The organism is Anseongella ginsenosidimutans (genome assembly GCF_008033235.1).
Lineage (GTDB): Bacteria > Bacteroidota > Bacteroidia > Sphingobacteriales > Sphingobacteriaceae > Anseongella > Anseongella ginsenosidimutans.
In genome coordinates, this window is the sequence record NZ_CP042432.1 from 4003816 (window position 1) to 4021271 (window position 17456).

The 17456-nt window shown below is 50.6% G+C and carries 17 protein-coding genes; 4 read left to right on the plus strand and 13 right to left on the minus strand.

What is annotated here, in order from left to right; translation table 11 throughout:
* Window positions 1-10 precede the first annotated feature (10 nt).
* The 4 genes from hemL to hemA form a co-directional block, all read right to left on the minus strand.
* A complete protein-coding gene (hemL, locus tag FRZ59_RS16895; protein WP_192901583.1) occupies window positions 11-1375 on the minus strand; it encodes a glutamate-1-semialdehyde 2,1-aminomutase in 1365 nt (454 codons plus the stop codon).
* Window positions 1376-1380: 5 nt separating this feature from the next.
* The gene (gene hemB, locus FRZ59_RS16900) at window positions 1381-2349 is read right to left on the minus strand and encodes a porphobilinogen synthase (protein ID WP_132129625.1); all 969 of its coding nucleotides are present in this window, start codon (window positions 2347-2349) and stop codon (window positions 1381-1383) included.
* Window positions 2350-2813: 464 nt separating this feature from the next.
* Entirely contained in the window at window positions 2814-4394 is a 1581-nt protein-coding gene (gene hemC / locus FRZ59_RS16905; RefSeq protein WP_132129626.1) for a hydroxymethylbilane synthase, read from the minus strand.
* 60 nt (window positions 4395-4454) lie between these two features.
* Window positions 4455-5747, minus strand: coding sequence for a glutamyl-tRNA reductase (gene hemA, locus FRZ59_RS16910; protein ID WP_317127733.1), 1293 nt, complete (start codon window positions 5745-5747; stop codon window positions 4455-4457).
* Between the two features lie 189 nt (window positions 5748-5936).
* On the opposite strand from hemA, the gene FRZ59_RS16915 reads away from it, so the two are divergent.
* Entirely contained in the window at window positions 5937-6575 is a 639-nt protein-coding gene (locus FRZ59_RS16915) for a peroxiredoxin (protein ID WP_132129627.1), read from the plus strand.
* A 192-nt stretch (window positions 6576-6767) separates the two neighbouring features.
* Here the strand turns inward: FRZ59_RS16915 and FRZ59_RS16920 are convergent, their stop codons facing one another.
* From FRZ59_RS16920 to FRZ59_RS16935, 4 genes are all read right to left on the minus strand, one after another.
* A complete protein-coding gene (locus tag FRZ59_RS16920) occupies window positions 6768-7181 on the minus strand; it encodes a VOC family protein (protein WP_132129628.1) in 414 nt (137 codons plus the stop codon).
* Between the two features lie 91 nt (window positions 7182-7272).
* Window positions 7273-9342, minus strand: a complete 2070-nt coding sequence (ispG, locus tag FRZ59_RS16925) for a (E)-4-hydroxy-3-methylbut-2-enyl-diphosphate synthase (protein ID WP_225975101.1) — start codon at window positions 9340-9342, stop codon at window positions 7273-7275.
* A 203-nt stretch (window positions 9343-9545) separates the two neighbouring features.
* A complete protein-coding gene (locus tag FRZ59_RS16930) occupies window positions 9546-10628 on the minus strand; it encodes a Gfo/Idh/MocA family protein (RefSeq protein ID WP_132129629.1) in 1083 nt (360 codons plus the stop codon).
* Window positions 10629-10631: 3 nt separating this feature from the next.
* Complete coding sequence (locus tag FRZ59_RS16935) at window positions 10632-11903, minus strand: DUF2130 domain-containing protein (protein ID WP_132129630.1); 1272 nt, start codon at window positions 11901-11903, stop codon at window positions 10632-10634.
* A 122-nt stretch (window positions 11904-12025) separates the two neighbouring features.
* On the opposite strand from FRZ59_RS16935, the gene FRZ59_RS16940 reads away from it, so the two are divergent.
* Together FRZ59_RS16940 and FRZ59_RS16945 are read left to right on the plus strand one after the other, a co-directional pair.
* Window positions 12026-12340, plus strand: a complete 315-nt coding sequence (locus FRZ59_RS16940) for an ATP-binding protein (protein WP_158640661.1) — start codon at window positions 12026-12028, stop codon at window positions 12338-12340.
* Window positions 12328-13098, plus strand: coding sequence for a hypothetical protein (locus FRZ59_RS16945; protein ID WP_132129632.1), 771 nt, complete (start codon window positions 12328-12330; stop codon window positions 13096-13098). The genes FRZ59_RS16940 and FRZ59_RS16945 overlap by 13 nt, the downstream gene beginning before the upstream one ends.
* Before the next feature lie 127 nt (window positions 13099-13225).
* On the opposite strand, the gene dinB is transcribed toward FRZ59_RS16945, so the two are convergent.
* Window positions 13226-14314 (minus strand): DNA polymerase IV, encoded by a 1089-nt coding sequence (dinB, locus tag FRZ59_RS16950; RefSeq protein ID WP_132129633.1) that lies wholly within the window; start codon window positions 14312-14314, stop codon window positions 13226-13228.
* A 120-nt stretch (window positions 14315-14434) separates the two neighbouring features.
* On the opposite strand from dinB, the gene FRZ59_RS16955 reads away from it, so the two are divergent.
* Window positions 14435-14719, plus strand: a complete 285-nt coding sequence (locus FRZ59_RS16955) for a DUF167 domain-containing protein (RefSeq protein WP_132129634.1) — start codon at window positions 14435-14437, stop codon at window positions 14717-14719.
* 16 nt (window positions 14720-14735) lie between these two features.
* On the opposite strand, the gene FRZ59_RS16960 is transcribed toward FRZ59_RS16955, so the two are convergent.
* From FRZ59_RS16960 to FRZ59_RS16975, 4 genes are read right to left on the minus strand one after another with little or no spacing between them, the layout of a single operon-like run.
* Window positions 14736-14990, minus strand: a complete 255-nt coding sequence (locus FRZ59_RS16960; RefSeq protein ID WP_132129635.1) for a LiaI-LiaF-like domain-containing protein — start codon at window positions 14988-14990, stop codon at window positions 14736-14738.
* A 3-nt stretch (window positions 14991-14993) separates the two neighbouring features.
* Window positions 14994-15797, minus strand: a complete 804-nt coding sequence (locus tag FRZ59_RS16965) for a PspC domain-containing protein (protein ID WP_132129636.1) — start codon at window positions 15795-15797, stop codon at window positions 14994-14996.
* Entirely contained in the window at window positions 15782-16066 is a 285-nt protein-coding gene (locus tag FRZ59_RS16970) for a PspC domain-containing protein (protein ID WP_132129637.1), read from the minus strand. The genes FRZ59_RS16965 and FRZ59_RS16970 overlap by 16 nt, the downstream gene beginning before the upstream one ends.
* 6 nt (window positions 16067-16072) lie before the next feature.
* A complete protein-coding gene (locus FRZ59_RS16975; protein WP_207910310.1) occupies window positions 16073-17455 on the minus strand; it encodes an ATP-binding protein in 1383 nt (460 codons plus the stop codon).
* Window position 17456 lies beyond the last annotated feature (1 nt).

Below are 17456 nucleotides of genomic sequence, written 5' to 3' on the forward strand. Positions count from 1 at the left end.
CACGATTCCATTACTGCTTTTTAAACGTTATTTCCAGCGCTTCGAAGATAGCTCTTTTTGCCTTTTCCAGTTCAACCTTACTATGTGCTGCCGAAACAAATCCTACCTCGTAGCCCGAGGGACCCAGGTACACTCCGCGATTCAGCAGTTCCCTGTGAAATATTTTGAAAAAGCCCATGCTGGCCGGATCAATTTCAGCGGCCGCCCTGATGGGAGATGGAGCCGCGAAAGCGAACCAAAAGAGGGAGCCCACCGACTGGATCTTAAGAGGATAATTACGGGCATCGGCAAAACGCTCAATGGATGCGGCAAACTCTTCCGCCTTGCTGTTCAGGTTTTTATAAAAGTTATTTCCCTGAAGCACTTTTAGCTGGGCGATTCCCGCGGCCATGGCCACCGGGTTCCCCGAAAGAGTACCTGCCTGGTAAACCGGGCCGTCAGGAGATATTTTTCCCATTACTTCCGCGCTTCCGCCGTAACATCCTACCGGCATACCTCCGCCGATCACTTTTCCGTAGGTGACCAGGTCAGGGCGGATATCATAATAACCGGCAGCTCCGTCCATTCCCAGGCGAAAACCGGTAATAACCTCGTCCAGGATCAGCAGGGCGTTGTGCTGCGTGCAGCATTCCCGAAGTTCCTGCATGTACCCGGCTTCCTGGATCAGCAGGCCGTTGTTAGCGGGGATGCCCTCAATAATAACAGCGGCAATTTCATCCGGATGGTCTTTAAACGCTTGTTTAACGGCCTCCATATTATTCAGCGGAGCCACGATGGTTTCCCTGGCGAATGCTTCGGGCACGCCCGCTGAGGTAGTTTCTCCGAAAGTTACCAGGCCGGAGCCGGCTTTTACCAGCAGGCTGTCCGCGTGGCCATGATAACATCCTTCGAATTTCAGTATTTTATCGCGCCCCGTAAATCCCCGGGCAAGGCGAATGGCCGACATAACCGCCTCGGTACCGGAACTAACAAACCGTAGTTTTTCCACATGAGGATTATGTTTCCGGATCAGTTCCGCGAGTTCATTTTCCAGCCGGGTGGGTGCGCCGAAAGTAGTCCCGAGCGAAACAGCTTCTATGATACTTTCCCGGATAGCCTGATGATTATGGCCAAGGATCAGCGGCCCCCAGGAGCAGCAAAAATCAATGAACTGGTTATCATCTTCATCCCAGATATGGCAGCCTTCACCCTTTTTAATGAACAAAGGCACGCCCTCGACTGATTTGAAGGCCCTTACCGGCGAGTTTACCCCTCCGGGAAAGCATTTTTTCGCCTGTTCAAACAGTTCGTCCGAACGTGAGCGGCTGATCTCTTGCTGAACAGTCATGGTAGAATATGCATCCTCTCTTTTTTCCTTGTTGAAAAGTCCGAACATATGAATTACAACCAGTTTTTTTCTAAAATATCCCGCGTATGATAAGTGATAATGATTCCGGCGCCTGCCCGGGCAAAGGCGTACATATTCTCCATCACCATTGCCCGCTCGTCCGCCCAGCCATTCATTGCCGCCGCTTTTACCATGGAAAATTCGCCGGAAACATTATAACAGGCCACAGGCAGCGTTGTTGCAGCACGAAGGGAAGCAATAAGGTCCAGGTAGGCCAACGCGGGCTTTACCATAAGTATATCGGCTCCCTCCGCCTCATCCAGGGCCGCTTCCCGGAGTGCTTCCCGCGAGTTCCTGAAATCGAGCTGGTAGGATTTCCGGTCTCCCTTGCCCGGAGCAGAATCCGCCGCTTCCCGGAAAGGCCCGTAATAGGCCCCCGAAAATTTAACGGCATAAGACATGATCCCGGTGTTTACCAGGCCCTCTGCGTCCAGCGCCTGCCGGATTGCGCCCACCCTTCCGTCCATCATATCGGAAGGCGCCACCATATCGGCCCCGGCCCTGGCATGACTAAGCGCCATCTTTGCCAGCACATCCAGGGTCGGATCGTTCTGGACATAGTCGTCCTGCAATATCCCGCAATGCCCATGCGTAGTATAAGCGCATACGCAAACATCGGTAATAATATAGAGCTGGCTGCCGAAAGCCTTGCGCAGCTGCTTTATTGTTTCCGGAACGATGGAATGCGGATCATAGGCGCCATGAGCGTCCGCCGACTTTTCCTCCCCTACCCCGAACAGCAACAACTTATTCACGCCGGCTTTCAAGCCCTGTTCCACATCTTTCAGCAGTTCATCCACCGAAAAATGATGGATCCCCGGCATCGACGGAATAGCATGTTTCACTCCCATCCCCGGAACCACAAAATAAGGATACACGAACATACCGGCAGAAAGCTTCGTCTCCGCCACCATATCCCTGATAATTTCATTCTTGCGCAACCTGCGCGGACGCTGAACCATTCCCAAACCAAAAAATTAAAACCAAACTTCTTTGACCTTTAAACCTCAACCCGTAAACCATTGCAAAGCAACAAGGCAAAAACTATAAACTTCTTTAAACTTTAAACCTTGAACTTTAAACCTTAAACCGTTGCGAAGCAACGAAAGGTAAAAACTATAAACCAAAAACTATAAACCTTAAACTTTGAACTTTAAACTTTGAACTTTGAACTTCAAACCGTTGCAAAGCAACAAGGCAAAAACTATAAACTTCTTTAAACCTTGAACTTTAAACTTTGAACTTTAAACCGTTGCGAAGCAACGAAAGGTAAAAACTATAAACCAAAAACTATAAACCTTAAACTTTGAACTTTAAACTTTGAACTTTGAACTTCAAACCGTTGCAAAGCAACAAGGCAAAAACTATAAACTTCTTTAAACCTTGAACTTTAAACTTTGAACTTTAAACCGTTGCGAAGCAACACCTAAACAAGCTCAAAAACAATCTCCGCCAACCCAACTTCATCCGGCGAATAAGGCACCAGGTAATTACTGACGCCGAATTCTTCCAGCTTCTGCCCTGTGGATTTCCCGATGGCGATCACTTTCTGATGCGCATCTATCAGGTAAGGCCCCAGGTAAGCTTCCACATTTGAAGGGCTGGTAAAGATCAATACGTCGGCCCCAGATGCATCCGCATCCTCATTGGCAACCGTTTCATAAATAGGCAGGTCAATGATCCGTATGTCGTTTCCGAGTTCCCGCTGTATGGCACGCAGGGAATCCTTTGCTGCGGGGAATAAGACCGTTGTCCCGGCGGCTTCCCGGCTAAACTCACGGGCTACCCGGGCCGTATCCGCGCTGGTCCCAACAAAGGCCGGTTCCCTGCCGTTCTCCCGCAGTTCGCTTTCCGAACCCCGTCCCATGACGCCGATCTTCGTCTTTTTCGGAATGAGGGGTTTTAGCCTGAAAAAGTAATCAACGGCATTCCTGCTGCTGAAAAATATCCAGTCCACCCGTTTCAGGATGGAAGAGCTGAAGGTTGTAATGACGGGAAAGGTCCTGATCATGGAGCTGCCCGTTATTTCAAGGCCTTGTTTACTCAGGGCACGGTAAAAATAACTGTCTTCCGAAACTTCCCGGGTAATGAACACGCTTTTTATCGCCTTTTCCTTTTTCAGGTACTTATCCACGATCCGGCGGGCCAGCCCTTCGGTATCGTAAGCGCGGGTATGGTACCGGACCGGGTAATCATCGTCGTTTCCGGCGCGGGATACCCAAACCAGGTATTCGCCGTTTTCCTTTACGCAATAGGCGCCAATGGGCATTCGGCAGCCTCCTTCAAAAAGATGCAGCACCTCCCGTTCCACCCTGATAGTATCCTTTACCTCAGGATGATGGATTTTCTCCAGTATTTTAGCCAGTTCGGTATCTTCTTCCCGTATCTGCAGCGCGAGTACGCCCTGAGCGGCTGCGGGAACAATTTCCTGGGGAGCCAGTTCCTCTACATGCAATCCGCTCAGATCTACTTGCAGGCGCTTAAGGCCAGCTTTAGCCAGCAAAATGGCGTCATATTCGCCGTCGCGCAGCTTCTGAACGCGGGTAGGAACATTCCCCCGAATGTCGGACAATTCTATATCCGGCCGGTACGCAAGCAGCTGAGAGCGGCGGCGGGCCGATGAACTTCCAACGATCGCCCGTTCCCTCAGAGAGAACTGACGGGTAATATCCACTCCGTCAGGATGGATAAGCAGCACTTCAAAAGGCTCTTCCCGCTGTGAAACCGCGGCGATCACAAGACCGGGGGGTTGCTCCGTAGGAAGATCCTTATGTGAATGAACGGCAAGGTCTATCGACCCTGCCAGCAGTTCGTCTTCGAGTTCCTTGGTGAAAAAGCCTTTTCCCACCAGTTTGCTGAAAGTCAGGTTAATAAAACTATCGCCCTGAGTTTTAATGATCCTTATTTCCGCTTCTACCCCAACGGCGGCCAGTTCATCTTTTACGTGATTCGCCTGCCAGAGTGCAAGTTCACTTCCCCTTGTTCCAATTATAATTGTGCGCTGCATAAATTTTTCCCCGGACCGTCTATAGCAAATATCCGGCCGTATGAAACATACCCTTAACGATTAATAATTGCTTTTGCTGAGGAGGATATCCTTCGCCATGATCATGGGAACGCTTACATAGCGCTTCTCCATATAATTCAGGACTTTTTCCAGCACCTCCCGGGAGTTCGGATCCAGCTGCTGTATATCATTTACAAATACCGTGTTCAGCGCCGACGTCCGGATCTCCTTGATCTTATGCGGAACTTCCCTCATAGCCAGCTCAATCTGCCGCTGACGGAGTATCGGCCGGAACTCTTCCACATTCCGGGCAATGATCGCCTCTGCGGCTTCCAGCTCCAGGTACCTTTCATTCATATTCCGGCGTACAATGTCCTGCAGGTATTCCATACCAATGAACTGAACGCCGTCCGCATTCCTGAGCGGTTCCGCCGTATCGGAAGGCAGGGCCAGGTCCACGATGATCTTCCCGGATGTATCCCCGGCAAGGAGGTTATGGTAAATATCCGGCGTAATGATTGGTTCTGCAGCGCCTGTACAGGTGATGATCACATCAAAGCCGCCCCGGTACGTGGCCAATTCCTCCAGCGGAAGCGCCTTACCTCCGAGTTCGGCGGCGAGTTCCTCCGCTTTGCTGAACGTGCGGTTAAAGACGGTAAAATTTGTGGAACCATGCTTCCGGAGATATTTTGAAAAGAGTTTGTTCGTTTGTCCGGCGCCAATGATCAGCATTCTGGCTTCGGGAGTTGTTTTCAGGGTTTTCAGTAAACGGTAAGCAATGGATACCACGGATACCGGCTTCTCGGCTATCCGGGTATGCGTGTACACTTCCTTCGCGGTTTTTACCACCCGGTTCATGATCAGGCGAAGAAAATCACCGGTCAGCTTCATTTCACGGCAAGCTTCGTACGACTGCCTGACCTGAAGCAGGATCTCCTTTTCACCTACCACCAGCGAATCAAGGGAACTGGATACCTTCATCAGGTGTTCCAGCGCCGGAAGGCCCGCGTAAACAGCGGCCTTTTCAGCAAACATCCCTATCTCCGCCTCATTCAGGACAGGGTAAAGATAGGCCAGGATTTCAGCGACGGAACCGGCAGGCGCCAGGGACTGGCCGGCAAGCGGGCCATCGTGATGTAATCCGGAAACATAAATAAGCTCCACCCTGTTACAGGTTGCGATCATCATTAATTCAGACCAGCCGAAACGATCTTTTAGGGCGCGAAGCCGTACAGGTTTTTCTTCGTTTCCGATAACCAGCTTTCCAACTTCGTCCAGTTTAAGGTCACGATGTGTGAATGCTATTATATTGAGTTTTCCCAGCTCTTCCATTTTCGCATACAAATATGCCAAAACCTTCTTGTTTCCATTGTCATCCGATTGTCAGATCAACTATTTAGAATATATCTAAATAATGTCCGTAACAGAATTGCACATTCTCGGGTTTGATTCTTTCACTTTCAAACATTTCATTAGATTAGACGTTTATCGAATAGTGAATTAACTACTTACTCTATAGACTAATTTAATCAAGCTACAAACATGGCAACACTCAGACTAGGCGACACTGCGCCTGACTTTCAGGCCGAGACCACCTCAGGCCCTATCAGTTTTCACGAATGGCTGGGAGACAGCTGGGGCGTATTATTTTCGCACCCCGCCGATTACACTCCTGTTTGCACCACCGAATTAGGAGCGACAGCCAAACTGAAAGAAGAATTTGACAAAAGAAATGTAAAGGTAGCCGCGGTAAGCGTGGATCCCCTGGAATCCCATCACGGCTGGATCGGCGACATTAACGAGACGCAAAACACGGAAGTGAACTTTCCCCTTATTGCGGATAAGGACCGGAAAGTAGCTGATCTTTATGACATGATCCATCCGAATTCACTTGAAAACGCCACAGTCCGGTCGGTTTTCGTGATTGGCCCCGACAAAAAAATAAAGTTAACCCTTACTTACCCCGCTTCAACGGGAAGAAACTTCAATGAGATCGTAAGGGTCATTGACAGCCTGCAGCTGACGGCGGATTACAAGGTTGCCACTCCTGCCAACTGGGTGGATGGCGAGGACGTGATCATTACAGGCGCCGTAAAAGACGAGGAAATCCCGGAGCGCTTCCCGAAAGGGCATACCCGGATTAAGCCGTATCTGCGCACTACTCCCCAACCCAACCGGTAAACCGGTACGGCGATGTTAAGTTGCCCCTGGCGGCATTGCGCAATGGTCACGTAGCGCTGCTACGATCACATTGCGTGGCTTTGCCAGGAACAACTTAACGCCGCCTTACCTGAGGCTTACAAGGACAGCCCTTTATAAATAGAAACTGCTTTCATGATTGAAGGCAGTTTTTTGTTTTGGTGCATTTTTGGATTACTGGGTGTCGGCGCTGATATTCATCATCCAGTTTATGCCGAATTTATCGTTTACGACACCAAAAATGTCGCCCCAGACTTCTCTCCTAAGCGGTACGATGATTTTACCGCCTTCTGCAAGGCCGTCAAACATCCGCCGGAGTTTTTCTTCGTTGGTGCCGCCCAGCGCAAGGCTGATTTTCCCCCTGCCTTGCGGGCCGGCTTCCGGATCGTCGCTGGCCATGAGGTCGATATCGCCGCCCATCAGGCTCGCGTGCATAATGCTGTCTTTCGTAGCTGCAGGGCAACTATGGTTAACTTCGCCATACGTCTGCATTTTCAATTCTCCTCCGAACAGTTGCTGGTAAAAAACCATCGCCTCCCGGCAGTTTCCGTCAAATAACAGGTAGGCGTTCAAACTTACTTCTTTCATGATTTCTAAAAATTGATGCAGGTAAAGGTAAGGGTGGAACTTTTACCAGGAAGGGTATGAAAGCGGCAATCTCAGGTGGTGATTGCGACTTTTATGCAGGTTCGACCCAGTTGCCGTCTTCCCTGATCAATCCGATCAGCTCGTCAACGGCATTTTCGGTATTGACGTTTTTTCGGACAACTTCTTTTCCCCTGTACAGGGTGATTTTGCCCGGCCCGGTGCCCACATAGCCGTAATCAGCATCTGCCATTTCTCCGGGGCCGTTTACGATGCAGCCCATAATGCCTATTTTAATGCCTTTGAGGTGACTTGTCCGGCTGCGGATCAGCTGAGTGGTTTCCTGCAGGTCAAAGAGTGTGCGCCCGCAGGAGGGACAGGAAATATATTCGGTTTTGGAAATACGGGAACGGGTGGCCTGCAGGATCCCGAAGGCTGTGCTTACTATTGTTCCGGCGGGTATATGGACGGCGTCTAACCACAGGCCGTCCCCCAGGCCATCCACCAGTAATGCTCCTGCATCGGTAGCCGCATATAACTGGAAAACCGACAGCGAGTCTTCTGCAGGTATCTCTTTTTCCGCCGGTATTCCGGGGGAATAGGAACGCCGGATAATAACGGGTGTATCCAGGCCAATCTCCATTAGCCGGAAGAAGAAGGCACGCTGCTGCGTCATACTTCCCGTTTCCAGCACAAAAACCAGCGTGGCGTCAGGAACAAGGCGGGCAAAGAGGCTGGTGTCTGTATCCACCGGGCTTATCCTGACCAGGTTGAGCGAATGGTCTTTCTTTTCGCCGGCTTCTCCGGCCAGCACGAATTCTTCCAGGCTGAACAGCGGATGGCAATTGGTTTTATCAGGAAGCGTCAGCCAGGCGGAATAATCATACAATTGCTTCAGGTTCCCCGGCATTGAAAAAGACGGAATCGTGCCACCCAGGTAAACAAAGTCAACGGATTGTTCGCCCATGTGATATTTATCCAGCACCGGCGAATACAGATAACCTGCCGCCGCGAGTACGGCCGGGTCTTTCAGGTGGCCCGCAGACAAATCCAGCACCACCCGGGGCACCTGGTTTCCGCCAATGAAGGTATTCAATTCAGCAGAAGCGCGCTTATTATACTCATAAGGGCTGAAACCGGCTGGAAAGCACTCATGAACATAATCACCAGCAGCCGGCGGCCGCTCGCTTTTCTTCGGCTCCGCCCGCAGGCTGCGTTCCCGAATATGATAACGATTGGCCAGTTCCCGGGCCACCGGTACTTCAAATTCCGGTTCCTCGGTGAGCGACACCCGGATAGTATCACCTAATCCATCCTCCAGGAGCGTTCCGATACCCACCGCGGACTTTATCCGGCCGTCTTCCCCATCGCCTGCTTCGGTAACGCCGAGATGCAGGGGGTAATTCATTCCTTCAGCCACCATCGTTTCTACCAGCAGGCGATACGCCTGCACCATTACCTGCGGATTGCTGGCCTTCATGGAGATCACCAGTTCATGGTAATCCAGGTCGCTGCAAATGCGCATAAATTCCATGGCGGACTCTACCATTCCGCGTGGAGTATCCCCGTACCAGCTCATGATGCGGTCGGAAAGCGAACCGTGATTCGTGCCGATGCGCATAGCGGTACCGTGTTCTTTGCATATCCGCACCAGGGGTTCAAAGCGCCTGCGAATGCGTTCCAGTTCCGCCTCATAGGCAGCCGGCGTATATTCTATGGTTTCAAAACGTTTTTTGTCGGCAAAATTTCCCGGGTTCACCCGTACCTTCTCTACGATCCTGGCCGCAGTTTCCGCTGCATTCGGGGTAAAATGAATATCGGCAATGAGGGGGACCTTGTACCCCCTGCTGAGCAGTTCCTTTTTTATAACTGCCAGGTTTTCGGCTTCTTTGATGCTTGGCGCCGTGATCCGTACGTATTCGCAGCCTGCCTCCACCATCCGTATCGTCTGCTCCACAGTGCCTTTCGTATCCATCGTATTGGTCGTGGTCATAGACTGGATCCGGATGGGATTCTCCGCACCAAGGGGAATATCGCCAATGTATATTTCCCGCGTCCGGAAACGGGAATATTCCGTGAGGGAATTGCAATAGGCTCCCTGCAGGGTTCCGGCCATTGCAGCTCCCTTAATTTCCTTTGTGTCTATTGCGTCCGGGCGGGCCATGAAACATTAATTTTTACAAAAATACGAAGAATTTCAGGAAGAGCCTTTACCCAGGCAGCTCGTTACGTCACCCGGGGGCGTCGCCTGATATTACCGGGCGCCTGATGTCATCTGGAGTGTTGCCTCACGTGCGGGTGCATTGCCTTACGTCTCACCGGAGCGTCGCCTGATGTCGCTCCGGGCGTCGCGTCGTGCCTGATCACTCAGAGATGAACGACCTTCCCGGTCCGGACCGATTCATCGCAGGCAAAAGCGATCCGGAGGCTGTTCACGGCATCTTCCATATGGTCGGCCAGATCCGTATCTTCGAGGATGGCTTTCAGGAAATAGCGTTGCTCACGGTTGCAAAGTTCCTGGTGATCGGGTTCGTCCTGCAGGTTGATCCAGGTGTCTTCCCGGGAAAAATGCCCCTCTTCATTTAGCTCCGCATGATGTACACGAATGGATTCGGTTTTGGTATGTGCTTCGACAGAATCGGATTTCCCTTCTCCCGCGGCATCTTTGGCAACGATGGATACCGATCCTTTCGGGCCGATAATGTCTTTCACAAAAAACGCGGTTTCACTCATCATGGGCCCCCAGCCAGCCTCATACCAGCCTACGGAACCGTCTTCAAAACGGATCTGCAGCTGGCCGTAATTATAATTTCCAGCAGGGATCTCATCTGTCAGCCTTGCACCGATGGCGCTGACCTGGACGGGCCTTGAACGGGCTACCTGGCACATCACATCAATATAATGCACTCCGCAATCTACGATAGGACTCAGGCTTTTCATGAGGTTGCGATGTACATCCCACGCTTTCCCTTCGCTTTGCTGGTTAAGGTTCATGCGCATAGCCAGCGGCTTTCCCAGCTTGTGCCCCTCGGCAATAAATCGTTCCCAGGAAGGATGATGACGCAGAATATAGCCTACAACCAGCTTTTTACCGGCTGTCCGGGCCGCCGCGACCACGTTCTCCGCACCGGCGACCGTAGCCGCAACCGGCTTTTCTATAAATACGTGTGAACCTCTTTCAAATGCCTTTACAGCATAACTTTCATGAGTGTCCGGATAGGTGGAAATGCTGACGGCGTCCGGAGCCGTTTTTTCAAGCGCCTCTTCAAAACTGTCGAAAAGCGGGTATATATTACCCAGCTTTTCATTGAGTACTTCCTTGCTTTTACCGGTAGATACCAGGCCGCAAATCTCAAAACCGTCAAGGGTATGGTAAGCGATCGCATGAGATGCGCCCATATTGCCGCAGCCTACTACGAGTACACGTACAGGGGATTTCTGATTGTTCATTTTTTAGTCGATCTCTTCGTTTTCCGTAAAATCACCTTCAGGCAGTTCCAGCGCTTTTACGGGTTGAATAGCGTTCCCGGCAATGCCTTTAATGGAGCCGTACATATCTATGGTATTGGTGATGACCTTTTCAATTTGTTTTTCGCGTTCCTTCCAGATACGCTGCATGGAGCGTTTTTCGCTTTCCAGGGCATTTTTCATGGAGGCGAAGCCTTCTACGATGGCTTCCACCTGCATACGAAAGGTATTGCTGGTTAGAAAATCATACAGCAAATGCATCTTATCGCCTTTATTTTCCTGGGAAGCAATGGCCAGGCTAAGCTGGATAACGGATTCCCTCAGGACAGTACAGAGCCCTTTAAATTCTTCATAGCTGCAGATCCAGATACCTTCTTTGATACCCATCCGTTCCAGGCTCACCGGCATGGCATTGGTGACCAGCACCCCGATATCCGCGCCTTTCTCGCGCATATCCGCCTTGAATTTTTCTATCCAGCCAGGTTGAAAATCTTTCGTGCGCTTGCTTTCGTAATAAATGCGGCCGCAGCACTGGCGGGTATGCGTATTCACCACCTGGATGCAATCACCGCCGCGTGCGCCTTTTTTCACTTCTTCAATCAGATCCAGCGGAAACTGGCCGGCCAGCCATTCTTCAATGGCCAGCTCCTGGACTTCTCCCTGAAGCTGCATGGAGCCCTGCTCCTGCTTCCGCTTCATTTCCTCGGTAAGCTTCCGTTGATCGTCAAGTTGTTTCTGAAGCTCCCGGATGCGAAGTTCATTCCGCTCCTCTTCCGTCCGCTTGATCTTTTCCTTTTCGGCCAGCAACAGCTCATTGAGCTTTTTCTGTGCCTCCGCTTCCACTGATTCTTTCAGCTCGGCCTTTTCCCGTTTCAGCGTTTCAACTTCCGCCCTTGTACGGTTCAGCTCCCGTATCTGCTCGGATTTTTCGTTCAGTTCCTTTTGCAGGGCCTGGAACTGCTCGGATTGCTCTTCGGCCAGCTTTATTTTCAACCTTTCCTCAATGGCCCGCTTTTCTTCTTTCAGCTGCCGCTCCAGACGTTCCTGGAATAACTCGTTTTCCTGTTTCTTCTTTTGCTCGAAGGCTTCTTTTGCCTCGTTCAGCTTTTCCTGCTCCTGCTCGAAACGTTTTTTCTCCGAAGCCAGCTGTGCCTGGTATTTCTGCCTGATCTCTTCTTCCAGCTGATGCGAAAGGATATCCTGGACATCCACCGAGGTGCCGCAATTCGGACATTTTATTTGGGTAGTGTTCGTCATTTCCTGTCTTGAATGCAAATATAACATTCATGGGTCAAAGATCGCATTTAAACCTTTTTGCTATACTTTTTTGTTGGGAAGTCATTTCCCCGTTGCCTACATTTGCTATACATCTTCACATCATGAACACGGCTATTTATGAACAATCAGGGCACGGAGCTATTATATCAAACGAAGCAAATCTTCGACGCATTTTCACTCCCCGGAATAAATTGATTGCCGGTTTCTGCGGGGACATCGGGATGATCGAAAAATACGGTTCCGGGATCCGGCGCGTGTTCAGTCATTTTAAAACAGCCGGGTTGCCCCCGCCTGAATTCAGAAATATTTTAGAGGGCTTCCAGATAACCATATTTGACGGGAAGAAATCGGGCAGGGTAGCAGGTAGCAATGAAAGACAACCAATTAAGAAAGGAATAATAGAATGCACCAATTAAATTCAAACCTGTCGTCGTCCCGGTCCCGCGAAACGTACTCCTGGTATCCCCGCAATGAACTATTTGTGAAAGGCATCATTGAAGATGTCTTCGATGATTTTCTGCAGTACTCCTTTTGCGGGGCAGACAAACTATTTGACCTGAAAAGGGGCTTTGATTTCCTGGATGATGAACTGGAACTGCTTTTTCCGCTGGAAGATTCCTGGAAAGAACCGGTTTCGCATATAGACAAACTGGTCCGGGGATATACTGCCGAAGGGGAAGATGTCTATTTTCTGGTACATTATTATGCGGGCGACAACCCCCGGCCGGAATTATCAGAACGGGTGTTTAACTACTTTTTCAAGGTCTGGGACTTCTATGGAGAAATGCCAACGTCCGTTCTTTTCACAGGTGGCAAAAACAATGATATTTATCCCTGCGGATTTGCACAAAAGTACCTGGGTTCAAAAATGGACTTTGAATTTAACAGCTACAATGTGCTTGCGCAGTCTCGTCATAAATTGAAAAAGAGCAATAATTCGTTTGCCAAGGTGCTTCTGATCGTTAAAACAGCATTGGAAAGCCCGGAGAACATCGAGGACGAGCAACTGCTGCGATTAAAGCTGAATTTGACCCGGCACCTGCTGAGCAAACAAATACCGGAAAGAAAAATGGCTGCCCTGATAACTTTCCTGCGGTATTATCAACGCTTTCATAATACAGACATGAATGGAGCTTTTGAAGCAGCCATTATGAAATTATTAACTGAAGAGTAATGCTAAGGTTCGGGACTGGGTTCTGCCACGGCGGCGGCTTTTTTTGTTCATTGGTAGTGTTAGCAGCCGCTGGTGTTTGCAATCATTAATGCTGCGAGTTCATGCTTGACGCAGCATTAAGTGACAATCAAAGGAACAGATCGAGCTGGTTGGCCGCTCGTTTCACAGGGCGGGCAGCATCGGGTTGATTAAAATTGGAGATGCCCAGTCCCAGCAACCTTATTGCCTTTCCCTGAAGGTCCGCTCCGGCCAAAAGGTCCGCTCCTACCTTCCTGATGGTCAATGCATCGCAAAAAGGTTCTGGGAGGGACCGGCTGCGGGTCACCTGCTTAAAATCGGTGAATTTGAGCTTTAACGTAAGCGTTTTTCCTTTTAACATACGCTTTTCAAGGCGGCCGGACAGTTTTTCGGCCTGCCGGTCCAGCTCCCTGAGCAGATCGGCCGGCTCCGCCAGGTCCCGGGCAAATGTATCTTCAATACTTATAGATTTAATTTCCCTGGAGGGCTGTACTTCCCGCTCGTCGATGCCCCGGACGATCTTATAATAGAACCGGCCTGTTTTCCCGAAATGCCGGACCAGCTCTTCTTCGCTAAGCTTTTTCAGATCGCCTCCCGTATGGAGGCCCATTTGTTTCATTTTACCGGCTGTTACCTTTCCTACGCCAAAGAACTTTTCTACGGGCAACTGCTCCATAAAAGCTTCTATCCGGGAAGGCCCGATAAACGTCAAGCCATCCGGCTTTTGAATATCAGAGGCGATTTTCGCCACGAATTTATTGACAGAAACACCGGCCGAAGCGGTAAGCTGCAGCTCTTCTTTAATGGCTTGTCTTATTTCGCCGGCAATCTCCAGGGCAGAACCTATTCCTTTCTTATCCTCCGTAACATCAAGATAAGCTTCATCAAGGGACAGGGGCTCGATTATATCGGTGTACCGGCGAAATATTTCCCGGATCTTAGCGGACACTTCCTTGTAAACGTCAAAACGGGGAAAAACAAACAGGGCTTCGGGGCAAAGTTCCAGGGCTTTTTTGCTGGGCATGGCTGAGCGCACGCCGAATTTCCTGGCTTCATAACTTGCGGTGGCTACCACACCGCGCCCCTGCGGAGGCCCGCCCACGACAATGGGCTTCCCGCGGTATTCAGGAAAATCCCGTTGCTCCACCGAAGCATAAAAAGCGTCCATGTCAATATGAATGATCTTGCGGTGCATCATGGATCAGGGTTTAAATGTACAATTTTTACGGAGTACCCCGGGCTGCCGCCGCGCAAATAGCTGACAGCTTGCAAATAAGCGCTAACAGTATTACTTTTAATCCCCTATTCTGCTCAGCACATGATCCAGCCACACGCAGAGGGCGTTATCCTCTTTCTCCATATCCAACCCGGCGCCTCAACAACCGAAGTAGCCGGCCTGTATGGTGATTCACTCAAGATCAGGGTACATGCACCGCCCGTTGACGGCAAGGCTAATAAAGCCTTACTGGATTTCCTGACAAAATTATTTGACGTTCCGCGCTCACGGGTTCAGCTGCTGAAAGGCGAAACCGGAAGAAAGAAATCGGTGCTGATCAGGGGAATCTCCCTGCCAGCGGCAAAAGCCGTTCTACCGGAAAAATAACCATGCTGCCCGGGCGCTAAAAATGCTGCAGCTGGTACCCGTACACGACCACATATCCGAAAGCCAGTACCAGGAGTATAATTGCCACATTGTAGATCACCTCGGTGCGCCTGGAGATAAGGTTCATGCCTATCAGGATAAGAATAAGCGGCCATAGCCGCCAGATATCGCGTGTACGCCACCAGATATCGATGACTTCGAAATTCTCCAGGATGAGCAGGGCTCCGAACAAAATGAAGAAGACGCCCCAGAATATGTCACGCGCTTTCATGGTTTAGAATTTATCGGTATCGTCCTTACCTGGATCCGGCGCGTTCGCTGGACCAGGCGGGGGATTCATTGGGCCACGCGGAGGGGTCGCCGGCGGCGTGTTCGTTGGACCCGGCGGAGGGATCATTGGCCCACGCGAATCAGCCGGCGGCGTGTTCGCTGGATCCGGCGGGTTCGCTGAACCCGGCGGTGGATTCATTGGCCCACGCTGCGGGGTCGCCGGGCCCTGCTCCGGATTTATGCCTGAACCTGCCGACGTTCCGGGCCCTCCGGCAGGCGGTTCCTTTGGCCCGCCCGGAGGGAGGGGATCTTCTTCCGGCCCGTATCCGGGTGCTTTTTTGGCGGCAGAAGAGATAATAAGAACGCCCACGATAATGAATACTACCGGCCAGATTCTCCTGAAGTTGAACCAATAAAAAAACTCGCGGAACCAGGGTTCCAGGAACTCGTCCATCAGGAAAAAAACGCCAAGGCCCACTAATATCCAGCCGATCACAGCGGCCGACCGCCTCCCCGAGGGCTCATTGCCTTCCGGGCGCTGAACAGGATTTTGAAGCGGCGGTTCCGGAGAGCCGGGACTGACCGGGTTTACGCCGCCGGGCTGGCCGGGCCGGACCCGGTAACCTGTACCCGCCGGCATCGCTATCCATAAAACAATATATATTAAAAGTCCCGCTCCGTGAAAGAAGGTGGCTAATACAAACAGCAGCCTTACAATGGTGGCATCAATTTCCAGGTAATCGGCCAGGCCGGCGGCCACTCCGCCGATCATCTTCCCCGGCATATTCCTGGTCAGTCTTTTTTCCATTTTTGAAATCGTTTTAATATAGGGTCAATGATACGACGATCATTTTCCTTTCCGGGTAACAGTACCCATAAAGCAATATACAAAAACAGCCCCAAACCCAATGCCATAAAAAGTACGATAAAAAGGAGGCGAATGAAAAAAGGAGGTATGTTAAACTGCTCGGACAAGCCTGAAGCGACTCCACCCAATAAGCCGGTTTGAAAATTGCGATAAAGCTTTTTACGCATACCGGCTAATATACTAACAAGCCGATAATAATAGGCGATCATTTGCGGTCATTTGCCTTCCTTTTCCATTTCCCTTTGTATTCCCCTGAGAATATCCGCCATGGACACCCTTTGTTCGCCCTTTTCCAGGGCCGAAAGACATATATACTGCACAATGTTCAGGATATGCGAGCCGGTCAGCTCGTAGCCGGAAGCAATCGCTTCCAGGTCCACGTCCTTTTCCAGACTTACAGCGGCCGGGAAAACCTGCTGCCATAATCTTAAACGTTCTTCCGCGGAAGGAGGCGGGAAATAGATGATGGAATTAAAACGTCGGATAAAAGCTTCATCAATGTTATTCCTGAAATTGGAGGCCAGGATAATAAGCCCTGAATGAGCTTCGATCCGCTGCAGGAGATAGGAAACTTCCTGGTTGGCATATTTATCATGCGCGTCACGAACCCCGGTCCGCTTGCCGAAAATGGCGTCCGCCTCGTCAAAAAATAGTATCCAGCCTTTGTTTTCGGCTTTGTCAAAAAGAGCGGCCAGGTTTTTTTCGGTTTCACCGATGTACTTGGACACCACCATGGAGAGGTCGATCCGGAATACTTCCTTTCCGGTATATTTACCAAGCAAGGTAGCCGTCAGTGTCTTACCGGTACCGGGCGGACCGTAAAACAATACCCTGTATCCCGGCTTGAGCCTTTTTCCCATTCCCCATTCCGACATCAGCGTTTCGCTGTTCTTTATCCAGTTTTCAAGTTCCCTAATCTGCAGCCAGATCCTCTCACTCAATACCAGGTCGTTCCATTCCATTTGGGTGCTGATATGCTCCGCCGGAAATTGCGTACTTAGCCTGGGAAGCGCCACCTTACCTGTTGTAAACACCTCGGCAAACTCCGGTTCCAGGATGAGCCGGCCGCTTAACAAGGGCTCGCCCGGCGGCGGCAGTTCCAGTGAAAGCACTTTATGTTTAAACAGACCGCTTTGTTCGCCGAACAGCTGTAAGAATTTCAAACGTTCATCCAGGTCCGGGCCAGCTAAGAGAAACATCGCCGTTTCACCTGTCGGCAGCATAGCGCGGTGATTTACGCCTTTTATACCTCCGAATTCAGGGAATTCGCCGCCTTCCGGAAGGCAGCGCTGAACCATTCGGTCAAAAAACCCGGGAATAATATGAGGTACCAGCGCGGTCAATACCAGGAGCATTTCTTCTTTGGAAGGTTTAAACTGTTTCACAAATCGCGCAAAGGGAGAGGTATCCTGCCCGGAAGGAACCGGAGGCGGCTCAAAAACCGGCGCTTTTTCCTGGAAATACGCTTCCAGCCAGACAGCAGCATAGTTTTCCAGGTATTTCAACGCGGCAGCCAGGTAACTACTTCCCGGCTTGCCATTTTCGCTGGACGGAAACGCCTCTTTCTCCTTTATTATAGTATTCGCATTTTGCATCATC